Source organism: Enorma timonensis, from assembly GCF_000321165.1.
Taxonomy (GTDB): domain Bacteria; phylum Actinomycetota; class Coriobacteriia; order Coriobacteriales; family Coriobacteriaceae; genus Enorma.
The window spans coordinates 1-14956 of record NZ_CAPF01000028.1 but is presented as its reverse complement, the minus strand read 5'-3'; the positions used below and the strand labels follow the sequence as shown (position 1 = coordinate 14956).

Genomic DNA, 14956 nt, shown 5'->3' with positions numbered 1-14956 from the left:
TGAGCTCGCTGGTAACGGATCGCCTGGCGGCGTATTACGAGACCGTCACCAAGCACAACCTCAAGTACCGCCGCTATTACCACCAGTTCGACTACTGAGCGTAAGGAGTGAGCATGGTATTCAAAGCTGCGATCTGCAGTCTCCTGTATCTGTTCTTCGGCTTCTTCGATTACCAGCTGGGAACGTTGTACGCCTTTCGTCCGATCGTCGTCTGCCCGGTTGTGGGAGCCGCACTCGGTGATTTTCAGACCGGTCTCGCACTCGGCGCGAGCCTTGAGCTGCTGTTCATGGGTTCGGTGTCCATCGGCGCGTATGTTCCGCCGGATTGCACGTCGGCGGCAGTGCTGTGCACCGCCTACGTCGTGCTGCTCGATGTCGATATCGATGTGGCCGTCGGCCTGGCCCTGCCCATCGGCACCATCGTGCTCGCGCTTGAGAATCTCTGCCAGCCCATTTCCAACTGGTTGCTGACGTTCATTCCGAAGTTCGCCCAAAAGGGCGAGAGCGGCAAACTGCTTGGCCTGCACTGGGTCATCGGCACCTGGGCGCAACCGCTGTATTTCATCGTGCACTTCTGCGCGATCTACTTTGGTTCCGACGCGGTTGCGTGGATCGTGGGCGTCGTGCCCGAGTTCGTGCTCAACGGCTTTGCTGCCGGCGCGAATATCCTGCCTGTCATGGGATTCGCCATGCTTGCCCGCATGATCTTGACGAAGCGGCTGCTGCCCTTTTATTTCCTGGGGTTCTTGCTGACCGCCTACATCGGCGTGCCCGTGCTGGGTGTGGCGCTGCTGTCCATCATCATCGGCATTGAGTACACCGGCATCATGAAGCCGAAGGCTGCTGCTCCTGCATTGGAGGGGGACGACGATGACTTCTAAGCTTGAGATGGGGCAAAACCCCTATGCGATCACCAAAAGCGACCTTATCAGGATGTCATTGAACGTCGGCTCGCTCGGTGTCGAGTACTCTTGGACCTATGCAAACCAGATGGGTCTTGCGTTCGGCGTCATGATGGACAAGATCTTGAAGAAGATCTACCACGATGATCCCGAGGGTTATGCCGCCGCACTGGAGCGCCATACCTCGTTCTTCAACATCACCGTCCAGTTCGCCCCATTCGTCGGCGGTATCGCTGCATCCATGGAGGAGAAGATCGCCCGCGGGGAGATTCCCGCCGCTTCCGTCAACGAAGTCAAAGCTGCGCTCATGGGGCCCTTGTCCGGCATCGGTGACTCCATCTTCCTCACCACGCTTCGTGTTCTTGCGGCTGGTATCGGTGTATCGATGGCGCAGATGGGCAACCCGCTTGCCCCGCTCGTGTTCCTGCTCATCTACAACATCCCTGCGTTCGCTTTGCGTATCTGGGGTGTTCAGAAGGGCTATGAGCTGGGTGTGGGTATGCTCGAGGCCGCGCAGCAGAACGGCATCATGGACAAGGTCATGACCATCGCCGGCATCGTGGGCATCATGGTGCTCGGATCTATGACCGTCGATATGTTCTGGGCGGAAATCGCGGTTCAGTTTGGATCGGGCGATGAGGTCACCGCCTTGCAGGATGTGCTCGACAGCATCCTGCCGGGCATGTTCGCGCTCATCTGCATGGGGCTCTATTACTGGCTGCTGGGCAAGAAGGTTTCGCCGACCATTCTGATCTTGGGAACGATGCTCGTGGGCGTCATCGGCGTGTACTTCGGCGTCTTGGCATAGCTTATACAGCGCTTTGCGCGATGGAAGCGCCCGGGCGGTCACATGGTGATCGTCCGGGCGCGCCCATGGATTTGCACCATACGATACGTAAGAGAACATGCAAGTGGAGTTGATATCGTGTCACGCGCGCAGCTCAGCGCATCCGACTGGCGGCTCATCGGTATCGAGTCGCTCCAATGGTGCGCCAACAACGCGGTGTATTTTCTGGGTTTGATAGGAATCGCAACGTATGACTTGGGAGGAGGCGCGCTTCTTGTCGCGGGCATCACACTTGTCCGCAATCTGGCAACATCGATTGGCAATATGGGCGCCGGGGCCGCGATCGACCACTGGGGGCCGCGGCGCGTTACGCTTTTCACGCTCGCCTTCACCATCATCGCGAGCACTATCGTGGGGCTTGTGCCCACGACGGCAGGCGTGCTTCTCGCCGCGGCGGTTTTCTTGGGAATATCGGGCGGCTGCATCAATACCTGCACCCATGCGTTTCCCGGATACCTTGAGCCCGATTCCATGAAGCGGCAACGCTTGAACGGGCTCATGATGTTCTACAGCAATATCGCGTACACGCTCGGGCCGATTGCGGGCGGCCTGCTCGTTGCGGTGTTCCCGACGCGATCGGTCTACCTGTTCATGGCGGCGCTCATGGCGGTGGCGCTTGTGTTGGCTTGGCGCTGCAACGAGGTGCGTCAGCCGGCGCGTGACACGGCGGAGCGGCAGGGGGCGCTTGCACGCATAGGTGCCGGAGCGCGGCTCACCTTCACATCCATAGGGCTCTGCGTGATCTTCTTCTCAGGGTTTTTCGGCAACTTCGCATTCGGTGCCTTCGATTCGCTCGAGTCGCTCTTCTATCGCGATGTACTGCACGTGGACATCGTCTGGCTCGGGCTGCTCTCCTCGGTCGTTGGCGTGACGTCATCGATAGGCTCATACGTGCTCACGCGCGTGCCGGCGGGCTTCGCGAACGTCCGCGCCCTGCTGGCGTCGCTGTTGCTCGTCGGAATCGGGTCGATGGTGTATGTGGGAACCGACATCTTGGCCGTCGCCATTCTCGGGCAGGCGATCAACGGGCTTGCTTGGGGTTTCTTGGAACCGTTGCAGATGAGCCTTGTTCAGGAGCGGGCACCGCTCGAACACCTTGGCAGCGTCATGGGGTTCGTGCGGTTCGGTCTTATGAGCGCGGGTGTGCTGCCTGTGCTCGCAGCGCCTGCCATGGCAGATGCCTTCGGTGTCCAGGCGGTGCTGTTCGGTTCTTCATGCTTCATCGCAGCGGTCGGTCTGCTGTCCCTTGTGTGGTGGATGCGCTTGGAGCGGCGGCGGGGGACGGTATAACGTCGCATTGCTGTTTTGAAACGCTTGGCGATGCCCTCGGGGCGGGTTTCCACGAGTCGGATGACTCGGTGAGACCCGCCCCGAATGGCCTTGCGCGCTGTGTTGCGTTGCTTCTCGCTAGTCGGTTTCGATGGCTTCGATCGCCCAGGGTGCTCCGGGGGTGTCGGGGGAGCGGTGCTTGAGGCGGATGGTCGCCGTGCGGCGCTCGCCGTCGCGGATGTAGCGCAGCGGGAAGGCGATGCGCTTGCGGCCGAGCTCGGCGGTGCCGCGCTCGATGGCGATGAGGAACCACTCGCCGGCGATGCCGAGGGCGTCCGCGCCGAGGGGCAGCAGGGCGGAAAGCTCATGGAGCAGGCTCGTCGGGCACCAGACGTCGGTCGTGAAATCCTGCGGGTAGGTCTCCGGGTCGATGGGCGGCTCGGGTGCGGGCTCGGGAGCCGCGGGCGCGGACTGCGGCGTCGGGGTTGCCGCTGCTACCACGGTGTTTTGCGCGCGCTCGGTGCGCGGGGCGGCGAGGGGAACAGCCGGCGGCTCTGCGCTCGCGGCGTCCGGCTGCGGGCCTGCCGTGACCGGCTGCGCGTCTGCCGCGACCTCTCCGGCGTTGACGCGTTCCGGATTCCCCGCCGTCGCAGGGGTGGACGCAAGGGTCTGGATGCCGGCGTTCGCGTGCTCCGGGTCATAGATGACGGTGAGCGAGATGGACGGCTCGGGCGCGGGCTCGGGCTCTGGCTGAGAGGTCGGTGTGGACGCGGGCTCGGGTTCTGCCGCCGTCACGGGTTCAGGCTCGGCCGTCGCCGCAGGCGCCTCGTCCGCCTCCTGCACGCCATCCTCGGTCTCTTTGGCCTGCATGGTTTCCACGGCAGCGTCCTCTGCCGCCGCTTCGCCTTCGGGTGCCTGCTCGGGCTCGGCAGGGGCATCCGCGCTCTCGGCAACCTCATCGGCGGCCGCCTCGACGACCTCCGCCTCGACCTCGGTCTCGACCACCACGGCGCGCGGCCGCACCGGCTTCAGCGTGCGCTGCCCGCGCTTGCGCTTCCAGGGCTTGCCGGATTTCCCCGTCGCCCCGTCGCCCGCCGCGTCGAGGATCGCGTCCCATTCGGGCTGCGCGACGAGGGTGGCGTAGACGCGCCCGCCCTTGAACACGGTGAGCGTGACGAACTCGTCGAGCTCCTCAAGCAGCTCGCGGACGCCGCCGTACCCGAGCGACGCGGCGTCGAGCCCATCGCTCGCGAGCGCCTCCTCGATTTGCGTCATGAACGCCTGGCGGCCAACCCCGATGGTTGAGCGGAGCAGCCCGTAGAGGTAGATGCGGTTGTTTTGATTCAGCTGCGGTTGTTGCTGCGATGCCATGATGCCCCTTTGCTCGATGTTGTTCGACAAGCATCTTACCATCGCCTCCCAAGGCGTGGCCGTTTGCCGTCGCGAGCGTGCGCTGCGGGGCGGGGAGGGCAGGTGGCGCGCATCGCTATGCGGCCGCGGGCCGGCGCGCCCTACGCGGACGCGGCGTTCGCGCCGTCCGTGGTGTCGCCCCCGCTCGTCGAGCCGTCGCCCGTGCCGGGCGTCGTCGCGGTCGTCTGGTCGCCGCCGTCCGCGGCGTCCTGGTCGCTGTCCGTCGGCGTTTCGGGCGTCGTCGCGGTGCTGCTGTCCTGGTCGTCTTCCGTCGTATCGTCATCTGGCTTCGTCGTGCTCGTGTCGGGCGTCTCGGGCGTCGTCGTGCTGGGCTCCGTCTCGTCCGCAGGGGTCGTCGTCTCGTCCACGCGCTCATCCCGCGCGCTGTCCTGCGACGAGAACAGGGGAGCGGGCTTCGCGCCCAGGCCCTCGCCCGCGGTGGTGGCGAGGATAATCGCGGCGCAGACGCCCACGGCGACGACGGCGGCCGCCACCGAGAACCCGATGACCTTGCGCTGCGTGGCCGCGCGCGCCGCCTTCGCCCGGGCGCGGAGCCGCTCGGGGGCGACGCGGGCGCCCGGGTAGGCGCGCTCCTCGGCGGAGAGCTGGCCGTTCGCGTCGCGCTCGAAGCTCGCGCCCGTCTCCCAGCCGTTTGCGGGGATGTCGCCTCCCTTGGTGTGCGCGCTCTTGATCGCGTCGGCGCTCGCCGTGATGAAGCGGCGGTAGATCTGCGAGGAGACGACCGTCACGACCGAGCTCACCGCCGCGCCGATGACCGAGCCCGCGATGCCGATCTGCGACGCGAGCATCACCGAGGTGGCCGCGGCCGCGGCGCCGGCGATGATTTGCGCGAGCGAGAGGCCGTCGAACAGCCCGGGCTTCTGCGCGCGCTCGTAGGCCAGGGTGTTGCCGATGGACACGTCCCGCTCGCTCGAGGACTGCGCGATGACGCGGGTCTCGTCTGCAGCGTGGGCGCGGGCCATATCCACGCCGCGGGCGCGGGTCTCGTCTGCCGAATAGACACGGGTTTTGTCCGCATCGCGGACGGTGGTGTTGTTCAAATCGGGTGCCATGGTGCCTCCCGGGAATCGCTTCGGTACCGCCCGGCCGAGTCCGCGCGGTGCCCTACATTCTTACCCGACGCGCCCGCGCGCGCACGCCCGCCGAGCGGATACCACAGGGTCTGGATAATCGGTTCGCGGAGCTCCGGGCGACGCGGTATCATGGGGGACACGTGTTCTGAGACGAAGGGGAGCGACGATGGGCGAGCTCGATACGATACCCGTGGCCGGGGGCGCAGACCCCGCCGCGGACGGCTTCTTCCGCATCGCGGCGGCCACGCCGAAGATCCGCGTGGCGGATGTCGAGGGCAACGCGCGCGCCGTGCTCGCATGCGTGCGCGCGGCGGCCGAGGCGGGCGTGGGCGCGCTCGCGCTCCCCGAGCTCTGCCTCACGGGGTACACCTGCGGCGACCTGTTCCAGAACCGCCCGCTCGTCACCGCCTGCGAGCGCGCGCTCGCGTGGCTCCTCGCCGAGACGCGCGACGTGCCCGTGCTCTTCACCGTAGGCCTGCCCGTCGCGGCTGGCGGGGCGCTCTACAACTGCGCCGCCGTGTGCTGCGCGGGCGAGCTCCTCGGCCTCACCGCGAAGTCGTATCTGCCCAATTACGGCGAGTTCTACGAGCGGCGCTGGTTCGAGCCCGCGCCGGTCGAGCCCCGCTGGGTGCCGTTCGCGGGCGAGGACTCGGTGCCGCTCGGCGCGGGTCTCGTCTACCGCTGCGTCGACCCCCTGCTCCAGGGCGTCGTCGTGGGCGTGGAAATCTGCGAGGACCTTTGGGTCGCCGCGCCGCCGAGCACCGAGATGGCGCTCGCGGGAGATGCGACCATCATCTTGAACCCGTCCGCGTCCGACGAGATCGTGGGCAAGGCGGCGTACCGGCGCGACCTCGTGCGCGGCCAGAGCGCGCGCCTGTACTGCGCCTACGCCTACGCGGACGCCGGGGCGGGCGAATCGACCACCGACCTCGTGTTCGCCGGCGAGAACCTCATCGCGGAGAACGGCAGCCTGCTCGCGCGCACGCCGCTCATGAGCTGCGACATGGCCGTGGCGGACGTCGACATCGACCGCCTCGTGGCGGAGCGCCGGCGCTCGAACACCTGGAAGCGCCCGGTGGGCGGGGAGGGTGCCTGCTGCGAGGTGCGCTTCTCCTTCGCCGGCGAGATGGCGCGGGATGCGCCCGACCTCATGCGCAGCGCCCTCGACATCGACCGCGTCTTCCCGCGAACGCCGTTCGTCCCGGTCGACCACGGCGACCTCGCCGAGCGCTGCGAGGAGATCTTCAGCCTGCAGGCGGCCGGCCTCGCCACGCGCCTCGCGCACACCGGTACGCGGCACGCGGTCATCGGCCTCTCCGGCGGCCTCGACTCCACGCTCGCCCTGCTCGTGACCGTGCGCGCGTTCGATTCCATCGGGCTCGACCGCACGGGCATCACGGCGGTCTCGATGCCCGGCTTCGGCACGACCGGGCGCACGAAGGGCAACGCCGCGACGCTCGCCGCCGCGCTCGGCGTCGACTTCCGCGAGATCCCCATCCACGCCGCCGTGGAGCAGCACTTCCGCGACATCGGGCACGACCCCGCGGTCACGGACGTCACCTACGAGAACAGCCAGGCGCGCGAGCGCACGCAGCTGCTCATGGACATCGCCAACCAGGCCGGCGGCTTCGTGATCGGCACGGGCGACCTCTCCGAGCTCGCGCTCGGGTGGGCGACGTACAACGGCGACCACATGAGCATGTACGGGGTGAACGCGAGCGTGCCCAAGACGCTCGTGCGGCACCTCGTGCGCTATGCGGCGAACGCGTTCGGCGGCCAGATCGAGCGCACGCTCCTCGACATACTCGACACGCCCGTCTCGCCGGAGCTTCTGCCCCCCACGGGCGACGGCCAGATTGCCCAGCGCACGGAGGACCTCGTGGGGCCGTACGAGCTGCACGATTTCTTCCTCTACCACCTGCTGCGCTTCGGGTTCGCGCCGGGGAAGATCTTCCGCATGGCGTGCCGGTCGTTCGCGGGCACCTACGACGCGCACACGATTTGGAGCTGGCTGCGCGTGTTCTACCGGCGGTTCTTCGCCCAGCAGTTCAAGCGCAGCTGCCTGCCGGACGGGCCGAAGGTGGGCTCGGTGACCCTCTCGCCGCGCGGCGACTGGCGCATGCCGAGCGACGCGAGCGCCCGCCTCTGGCTCGCCGAGATCGACTCCCTCGAACCCTGATCATAAAGGGACGGGTTCAAAACGTTACCTTTTGCCATACTTGGGGACAGGCTCTGCGCGCCCCGATGGCATCAAGGTCGGAACCTGTCCCCAAATGAAGCAAAAAGTAGCGTCTTGAACCCGTCCCTTTTTGACGCATTGAAAGGATGATGAACATGCAGTTCTCCCAGCGACTCGACCGCTTCGGCGCCGAGGTCTTCAGCTCGCTCAACGCCAAGCGGCTCCAGCTCGAGGCCGAGGGGCGCACCATCTACAACCTCTCCGTGGGCACGCCGGACTTCGCGCCCTACGCCCACGTGGTCGAGGCGCTCCGCGACGCGGCGGCGGATCCCGCGCAGTGGAAGTACAGCCTGGGCGACCTGCCCGAGCTCAAGCAGGCCGTGTGCGACTACTACGCGCGGCGCTTCGGCGTCGAGGGCATCACGCCCGACATGGTGGCCTCGTGCAACGGCACGCAGGAGGGCGTCGGCCACCTGGGGCTCGCGCTGCTCGACCCCGGCGACACCGTGCTCGTGCCGGATCCATGCTACCCGGTCTTCGAGGCGGGCGTGAAGATCGCGGACGGCGAGCTGGCGTACTACCCGCTCTCCGCCGAGCACGACTTCCTCCCGTACGTCGCCGGCATCGACCCCGCGGTCGCGGACCGCGCGAAGTACATGATCGTCTCGCTGCCGGCGAACCCCGTGGGCAGCGTCGGCACGCCGGAGCTCTACGAGGAGCTCATCCAGTTCGCGCGCGAGCACGACCTGCTCATCGTGCACGACAACGCGTACTCGGACATCGTCTACGACGGTCCGGCGGGCGGGAGCTTCCTCAGCTACCCCGGCGCGCTCGAGGTGGGTGTGGAATTCTTCTCGCTCTCGAAGTCGTTCAACGTCACGGGCGCGCGCATCGGCTTCATCGTGGGCCGGTCGGACGTGGTCGCCGCCTTCGCGAAGCTCCGCAGCCAGATCGACTTCGGCATGTTCTTCCCCATCCAGAAGGCCGCGATCGCCGCGCTCACCGGCCCGCGCGACGAGGTCGAGCAGCAGCGCCTGCGCTACCAGGAGCGCCGCGACGTCCTGTGCGACGGCCTCGAGCGCATCGGCTGGGAGCGGCCGAACGCGCACGGCACGATGTTCGTCTGGGCGAAGCTGCCCGGCGGGCGCACGGATTCCATGGCGTTCTGTGAGGAGCTCATGGAGCGTGCGGGCGTCGTGGTGACGCCGGGCGCGAGCTTCGGGCCGTCGGGCGAGGGCTACGTGCGCATGGCGCTCGTGCTGCCGCCCGAGGGGCTGCGCGCCGCCGTCGACGCCATCGAGGCCGCCGGGATTTAGAGCGACGAGATACTGGGTAGGAAACGGGTTGTAGGCCTTGTGCCATGCAGGTGCCGCCGCGACGCAAGGGTCGCGCGCCGGCAAAGAGATAAGGAGCTGCATATGGTCAACAATCGCAAGGTAGCCGTAGTGGGCTGCGGTTTCGTGGGTTCATCGTCGGCGTTCGCCCTCATGCAGAGCGGGCTGTTCTCGGAGATGGTGCTCATCGACGTCGACCGCGCGCGTGCCGAGGGCGAGGCGCTCGACATCGCGCACGGCACGCCGTTCGCCACCCCCATGAAGATCTACGCGGGCGACTACGCTGACGCCGCGGACGCGGCCATCATCGTCGTGACGGCCGGCGCCGCCCAGAAGCCGGGCGAGACGCGCCTCGACCTCGTGAACAAGAACGTCCGCATCTTCCAGGGCATCATCCCGCAGATCCGCGACAGCGGCTTCGAGGGCATCCTGCTCATCGTGTCCAACCCTGTCGACGTGCTCACCTACGCCGCCATCAAGATGTCCGGCCTGCCCGAGGGCCACGTGATCGGCTCGGGCACCGTGCTCGATTCCGCGCGCCTGCAGGAGGCGCTCGGCGCGCACCTGGGGGTCGACCCGCGCGACGTCGAGGCGTACGTCATCGGCGAGCACGGCGACTCCGAGCTCGCCGTGTGGTCGAGCGCCGACGTGGCGGGCGTGCCGCTCAAGGACTTCTGCGAGATGCGCGGCCACTTCGACCACGAGGAGGCGGAGCGCCGCATCGCCGAGGATGTGAAGAACGCCGCCTACGAGATCATCGACCGCAAGCACGCCACGTATTACGGCATCGCCATGAGCGTGAAGCGCCTGTGCACCGCCATCATGCGCGACGAGAAGTGCATCCTGCCCATCTCCGCCCTCATGGTGGGCGAGTACGGCATCTCCGACGTCGCGATCTCCATGCCCACCATCGTCGGCCGCGACGGCGTCGAGTGCCGCGTGCCCATCTCCCTCGATGAGGAAGAGCTCGCCGAGCTCCACCGCTCCGCCAAGGCGCTGCGCGACGTTATCGACGGTATCGAGGTCGAGCTCTAGGAGGCTGCCATGCCGAGGCTGTCCGACCACCTGCCCGACATCCCCGGCGCGCTGAAGCGGGTGCTTCCGGGGGATGCTGCCGGCGGCGAAGCTGAGCCAGACGCTGCATCCAACGGCGACGTGAACGGGGACGGCACCGCGCCGTCCCCGTCTTCGCAGCAGCCGTCCGGAGCGCACAAGAAGCCCGGGTCGTTCCTCACCTACGCGCAGACGCAGCTCGATGGCTTCGATGCGCGCCCGCTGTGCCTGGTGGACAGTCTCGTGCTGTCGTGGCTCGCGTACTTCCGCCTCACGCCCGCGCTCGAGGCTGCGCGCACCGATGAGGGCATCGCCCTGCACGAGCTTATGCGCGCGGAGGACTTCGACGAGATGTTCGGCACGAGCTTCGATGCCGACGGCAGCCGCGAGCTGCTCTTCGCCGTGTGCGCGAGCCCGCGTTTCCGCAGCGTGCGGCTTACGCGCCTGCGCTTCAAGACGGATGCGGACGTCGAGGAGCAGTTCGCCGCCATGACGTTTTTGCTGCCCACGGGTGAGGCCTACCTCGCGTTCCGTGGGACGGATTCCTCGCTCGTGGGCTGGAAGGAAGACTTCAACATGGCCTCGTCCTGCCCGGTGCCGGCGCAGGAGGAGGCGCGCGCGTACGTGGAGCGCGTGGCGCCCAGCGTGGCGGGTCCCCTGTACCTCGGTGGGCATTCGAAGGGCGGGAACCTCGCGGTGTATGCCGCCGCGACCGTCCCGCGCGCGGTGCAGGATCGCGTGCTCGCGGCGTTCTCCCACGACGGTCCCGGATTTCCGCCCGCGTTCCTCGAGGGGGAGGGGTATCGCCGCGTGCGCGGGCGCGTGGCGAAGATGGTGCCGAAATCCTCGGTCATAGGGCTCATCATGGACGACGGCGCCGACGTGCGCGTCGTGGAGAGCTCGGGCGTCTCGATCCTCCAGCACAACCCCTTCCTCTGGGAGGTCGAGGGGCGAGATTTCGTTTACGCGGACGGGCTCACCGCGAGCGCGCGCTACCTCTCGAGCACGATCGAGAGCTGGATGAACCGCTTCGAGCCCGAGGAGCGCCGTCGCTTCATCGACACGCTTTTCGACGTCTTGGGCGCGACCGGCGCCGAGCGCTTCGCCGACATCCGCGACGACTGGCGGACGAGCGTGCCCGCGATGCGCGAAGCCGTCGACGCCCTCGACCCGGAGCAGCGCGAATGCGTGGGCGAGGTGGTTCGCGCCCTCGCGCGCACCGCGACCATCGACAAGGTGGCGGATGCCGCGGGCAACCTGCTCGACGGGCTCGGTTCCAAGGAAGGCGATTAACCGCCCGGGGCCAGGCGCGCGGGGTGTGAACCGCGCGCAATCGTCTCGATCGGCGCTGAATGTGGGCTGCGACAGCTCGCCGCGCGCGGCGAATCGCCCATCGAAGCGTCTTGTGGCCATTATTTCCCGTTTTGTGACACGGATCCTGCGGCAAGGGCGGTGCGATGGCTCCACAGCTGGGATATCCGTGTCGTCTACCAGGGCGGTGGGGAAGTCGCACCGCCGTTTTCCAGGAATGATGTCACAAAATCGGAAAAAATGGCCACCCGCCGGCAGCGCGCAGCCTCCGCGCCCGGCGTACGCCGCGTCAGCGGCTCTCGATGGCGCCGATGTTCTTGAGCTCGATGGAGATGAGGCCGTTCGGCTCGTTCTTGAACGAGATGAACTCGGGATTCCGCCCCATCTCGACGGGGAATGTGATCTCGATGCCCGTGTCGGTGCGGATCTTCTGGTTGCGCACGCTCGGCCGCTCGGCATGCGCGCGCTCGACGGCCACGCGTTCGGGCACGTGCTCCTCCTCGAGCTTCTGGCGCACGCTTGCCTGCAGGGCGGGCTCCTCGGCGAACACCTCGTCGACGATATCCCAGGGCGGCAGCTCCTCGTCGTCCTCCACCTGCTCGACCATGGCCGCCTTCGTCGCGGCGAGCGCGACCGCCGCGTTCGCGCCGTGCTCCTCCGCCGCCTCGGCCACCGCGCGCGTCACGACGTCGATGACCTCCTTGGCCGAGGTGCCCGCGGTGCACTGGAGCAGGCCGTCGACGATGAGTTGCGTCTCAGAGCCCATGATCGTGCGGGGTTTGTCCTGGTAGAGCACCGAAAGGTCGCGTGCGCGCACGAGGGCGTAGGAGCTGATCTTCTGCGTGGGAGCGGGGAGGATGGCGTGGTGGCGCGCGATCTTGGCCACGACGCCGCCGGCCGCGTTGTCCACCTCGTGCATGAAGGCCATGCGGCTCTCCATGATGAGGATGGCGAACCAGCGCTCGTCGGCGTCGTCCTCGAAATCGGCGACGAGGATGTCGGCGGACGAGGGCTTCTCGGCGTGGGTGAGCTGGTCGGTGAGGAACTCCGCGACCTGCTGCGAGAGGTCGACGAACCCGCGCTCGCCGAAGAGGTAGCGCTTGAGCTCGCCCGCGAAGGCGCTGTCCTCGGTGAAGGAGCCGGGGCGGTTGTCGGCGGCGTTGCGCGCGCGTTTGAGGTGCTTCATGACGAACGACCGCACGGCGCGCGTGTCGAGCTCGAGCTCCTGCTCCGAGAAGACCGTGACGGCCGACTGCGCGTCGAGGATGTGCAGGATCGCGTGGTTGATATTCATAGATGCTCCGCTGGATGCGATGGATAGGGCAGGGGGTATTGTCTCACGACCGCCGCCGGATGTCCCAACGCAACCAAACGTCCGCATTAGCTGGCAGCTAATGAAATGAGCGGAATCGCCCGATACAGTGAACGCAAGGATCGGACGCGCGGCGAGCGATCCGGCTGACGTTCCACGTAACGGGAAGGATGACATCATGGCCAAGAACGGGAAAAAGGGCATCGGGAAGATCGTGCTGATCGTGCTCGCGGTGCTCGTGGTGATCGGCGTCGCGGGGACGGCGCTCGGCGGGAACTCCGACTCCGCCGACGCTCCGGACGCCGCGGGGCAGGCAGAGACCCAGCAGGCTGAGGAGCAGGAGCCGTACACCATCACGGACGAGGCGATGGACACCTCGAACCCCTACGCGGTCTTCATCGATGGCACGCTCACGAACAACACCGAGGACGAGGTGAGCTATATTCAGGTCGAATACAACCTGTACGACGCGGACGGTGCGCAGGTGGGGACGGCGCTCGCCAACACGAACAACCTGCAGCCCGGCGGCGTGTGGAAGTTCGAGGCGTACGGCACTGCCTCGCCCGATGAGGTCGCCTCGTACGAGCTCATCGATGTGACGGGATTCTAAGCGCGTATCGAGGGGAGGGGTATCGTGGCCGAGCGACTGACCGAGGAACTGCTCGACGAGCTCATAGCGGCGCCGAGCATCGACGCCTTCTTGGACGGGCGTCCCGCGACCGCTCCGACGCTGCCCGATTACCTCTCCCAGCTGCTTGAGCGCAAGCACCTCAAGCGCTCGCAGGTGGTCCGCATGGCCAACCTCAACGAGACCTTCGGGTACCAGATCTTCAAGGGGCAGCGCAACCCCTCGCGCGACAAGGTGCTGCAGATCGCGTTCGCCATGGCGCTCACCCTGCGCGAGACGAACCGGCTGCTCAAGGCGGCCGGGGCGAACGAGCTCTATTGCAAGGATCGGCGCGACGCGATCATCATCTTCAGCATCGACCACAGCTATTCGCTGCAGAAGGTGAACGAGGAGCTCTATCGCTTCGGCGAGGCCACGCTCGGCTAAGCGCCGGCATGGAGTTGCGCGCGCCGTCCATGTCAAAAAACCCCCTGGGGTTATTTTACGTTCGTCCGTGGTAGGCTCGAAGCATGGCAGTTCGAACGGCGACGGGTGGACGATGGCTTCTCGGGAACACGCAGATGAACAGGACGAGCTCGCGCGCTACCTTGCAGCGCTCGAGCGCGATGCGTGTTACCGCGTGGTGCGGCCCCTGAGCCCGGAGGGGGAGGCGCCCTCCGGCCCTAACGCGCAGCCCGCCGCGACGGAGCTCGTCATGTTCGAGGGGGCGAACGGCGGGGAGCTCGGCCCCTTTGTGCGCAAGCGCCTGGCGCGCGCCGAGGGCGTCGGGGCGGCGTACGAGACCCTCTTCGAGCTGCAGCGCGCGGGCATGCGCTTCGTCCACCTGCCGCGCATCATCGATTGCTACAAGACCGAGGACGCGCTCGTCGTCGTGTCCGAGTACGTCGAGGGGGCGACGCTCGCCGCGCTCGTCAGCGCCGACGGCGGCGGCACCGCATTCGCCCGCGCGCTCTTCCCGGAGGTCTGCGACGCGGTATCCGAGCTGCACGGCCTCATCGACCCGCCGCTCATCCACCGCGACGTGAAGCCCGCGAACATCATCATCTCGAACCGGTCGGACGGCGTCTCGGCGACGCTCATCGACTTCGGCATCGCGCGCCGCTACCGCGCAGGCGAGGGCGCGGACACCGTCCGCTTCGGCACGCGCGCCTATGCCCCGCCCGAGCAGTTCGGCTTCGGGCAGACGAGCGTGCGCAGCGATGTCTACGCGCTCGGCATGGTGCTGCTCTTCTGCCTGACGGGAACGGAGCCCGAGGGGCTGCCCGCGGCGGATGCGCTGACTGCGCGCGGCATCGAGCCGGCGCTGGCGGAGGTCGTGCTGAAGGCGGCGGCCTTCGATCCCGCCGCGCGCTATGCGAGCGCCGATGCCCTCAAGCAGGCGTTCCTCGCGGCGACGGATGCATCTCGGGAGGTGGAGCCCGCCCCGCGTGCCCAGGCGGCGCCCGCTTCTACTCAGACGCCCGCCGCCGCTCTGACGCCCCGCGACACCGCCCTGGCGCCCAATGTCCCCGGCGCCACCGTCGACCTGCCGCCCGCGCCCGTCCCCCGCGAGACGCCCGCGCCCGCACAGCCGCGCCGCCCGCGCGCTCCCTGGCGCACCTGGCTGCGAAACGGCGC

General features: G+C 67.5%; 13 protein-coding genes. 10 read left to right on the top strand and 3 right to left on the bottom strand.

Annotated features, from left to right (window positions below):
- Positions 1 to 113: 113 nt before the first annotated feature.
- The 3 genes from BN423_RS03100 to BN423_RS03090 all read left to right on the top strand — a co-directional run bounded on the left by BN423_RS03100 (position 114) and on the right by BN423_RS03090 (position 3039).
- Complete coding sequence (locus tag BN423_RS03100; RefSeq protein ID WP_019238806.1) at positions 114 to 881, top strand: PTS mannose/fructose/sorbose/N-acetylgalactosamine transporter subunit IIC; 768 nt, start codon at positions 114 to 116, stop codon at positions 879 to 881.
- Complete coding sequence (locus tag BN423_RS03095) at positions 871 to 1710, top strand: PTS system mannose/fructose/sorbose family transporter subunit IID (protein WP_026088993.1); 840 nt, start codon at positions 871 to 873, stop codon at positions 1708 to 1710. Before BN423_RS03100 ends, BN423_RS03095 begins: the two co-directional genes overlap by 11 nt.
- A gap of 117 nt (positions 1711 to 1827) precedes the next feature.
- On the top strand, positions 1828 to 3039 hold the full coding sequence (locus BN423_RS03090; RefSeq protein WP_019238804.1) for an MFS transporter: 1212 nt from the start codon (positions 1828 to 1830) through the stop codon (positions 3037 to 3039).
- 117 nt (positions 3040 to 3156) lie between these two features.
- On the opposite strand, the gene BN423_RS03085 is transcribed toward BN423_RS03090, so the two are convergent.
- Both BN423_RS03085 and BN423_RS03080 read right to left on the bottom strand, forming a co-directional pair.
- Positions 3157 to 4389, bottom strand: coding sequence for a hypothetical protein (locus BN423_RS03085; protein WP_026088992.1), 1233 nt, complete (start codon positions 4387 to 4389; stop codon positions 3157 to 3159).
- A 140-nt stretch (positions 4390 to 4529) separates the two neighbouring features.
- Positions 4530 to 5501, bottom strand: coding sequence for a hypothetical protein (locus BN423_RS03080; protein ID WP_232385482.1), 972 nt, complete (start codon positions 5499 to 5501; stop codon positions 4530 to 4532).
- 187 nt (positions 5502 to 5688) lie between these two features.
- Between BN423_RS03080 and BN423_RS03075 the strand changes: the two genes are divergently transcribed.
- The 4 genes from BN423_RS03075 (at position 5689) to BN423_RS03060 (ending at position 11381) form a co-directional block, all read left to right on the top strand.
- Complete coding sequence (locus BN423_RS03075) at positions 5689 to 7701, top strand: NAD(+) synthase (RefSeq protein ID WP_019238802.1); 2013 nt, start codon at positions 5689 to 5691, stop codon at positions 7699 to 7701.
- 155 nt (positions 7702 to 7856) lie between these two features.
- Positions 7857 to 9017 (top strand): pyridoxal phosphate-dependent aminotransferase, encoded by a 1161-nt coding sequence (locus BN423_RS03070; RefSeq protein ID WP_019247111.1) that lies wholly within the window; start codon positions 7857 to 7859, stop codon positions 9015 to 9017.
- A 102-nt stretch (positions 9018 to 9119) separates the two neighbouring features.
- The gene (locus BN423_RS03065; protein WP_019238800.1) at positions 9120 to 10070 is read left to right on the top strand and encodes an L-lactate dehydrogenase; all 951 of its coding nucleotides are present in this window, start codon (positions 9120 to 9122) and stop codon (positions 10068 to 10070) included.
- Positions 10071 to 10079: 9 nt separating this feature from the next.
- On the top strand, positions 10080 to 11381 hold the full coding sequence (locus tag BN423_RS03060; RefSeq protein ID WP_019238799.1) for a DUF2974 domain-containing protein: 1302 nt from the start codon (positions 10080 to 10082) through the stop codon (positions 11379 to 11381).
- Positions 11382 to 11688: 307 nt separating this feature from the next.
- Here BN423_RS03060 and BN423_RS03055 read toward each other — a convergent pair whose 3' ends face one another.
- The gene (locus BN423_RS03055; RefSeq protein ID WP_019238798.1) at positions 11689 to 12693 is read right to left on the bottom strand and encodes a nucleoid-associated protein; all 1005 of its coding nucleotides are present in this window, start codon (positions 12691 to 12693) and stop codon (positions 11689 to 11691) included.
- A 196-nt stretch (positions 12694 to 12889) separates the two neighbouring features.
- Between BN423_RS03055 and BN423_RS03050 the strand changes: the two genes are divergently transcribed.
- From BN423_RS03050 to BN423_RS11000, 3 genes are all read left to right on the top strand, one after another.
- A complete protein-coding gene (locus BN423_RS03050; RefSeq protein ID WP_019238797.1) occupies positions 12890 to 13321 on the top strand; it encodes an FxLYD domain-containing protein in 432 nt (143 codons plus the stop codon).
- A gap of 24 nt (positions 13322 to 13345) precedes the next feature.
- On the top strand, positions 13346 to 13765 hold the full coding sequence (locus tag BN423_RS03045) for a helix-turn-helix transcriptional regulator (RefSeq protein ID WP_019238796.1): 420 nt from the start codon (positions 13346 to 13348) through the stop codon (positions 13763 to 13765).
- A 112-nt stretch (positions 13766 to 13877) separates the two neighbouring features.
- Positions 13878 to 14956, top strand: a 1079-nt coding sequence (locus BN423_RS11000; protein WP_019238795.1) for a serine/threonine protein kinase, incomplete at its 3' end; no start/stop codon positions are given.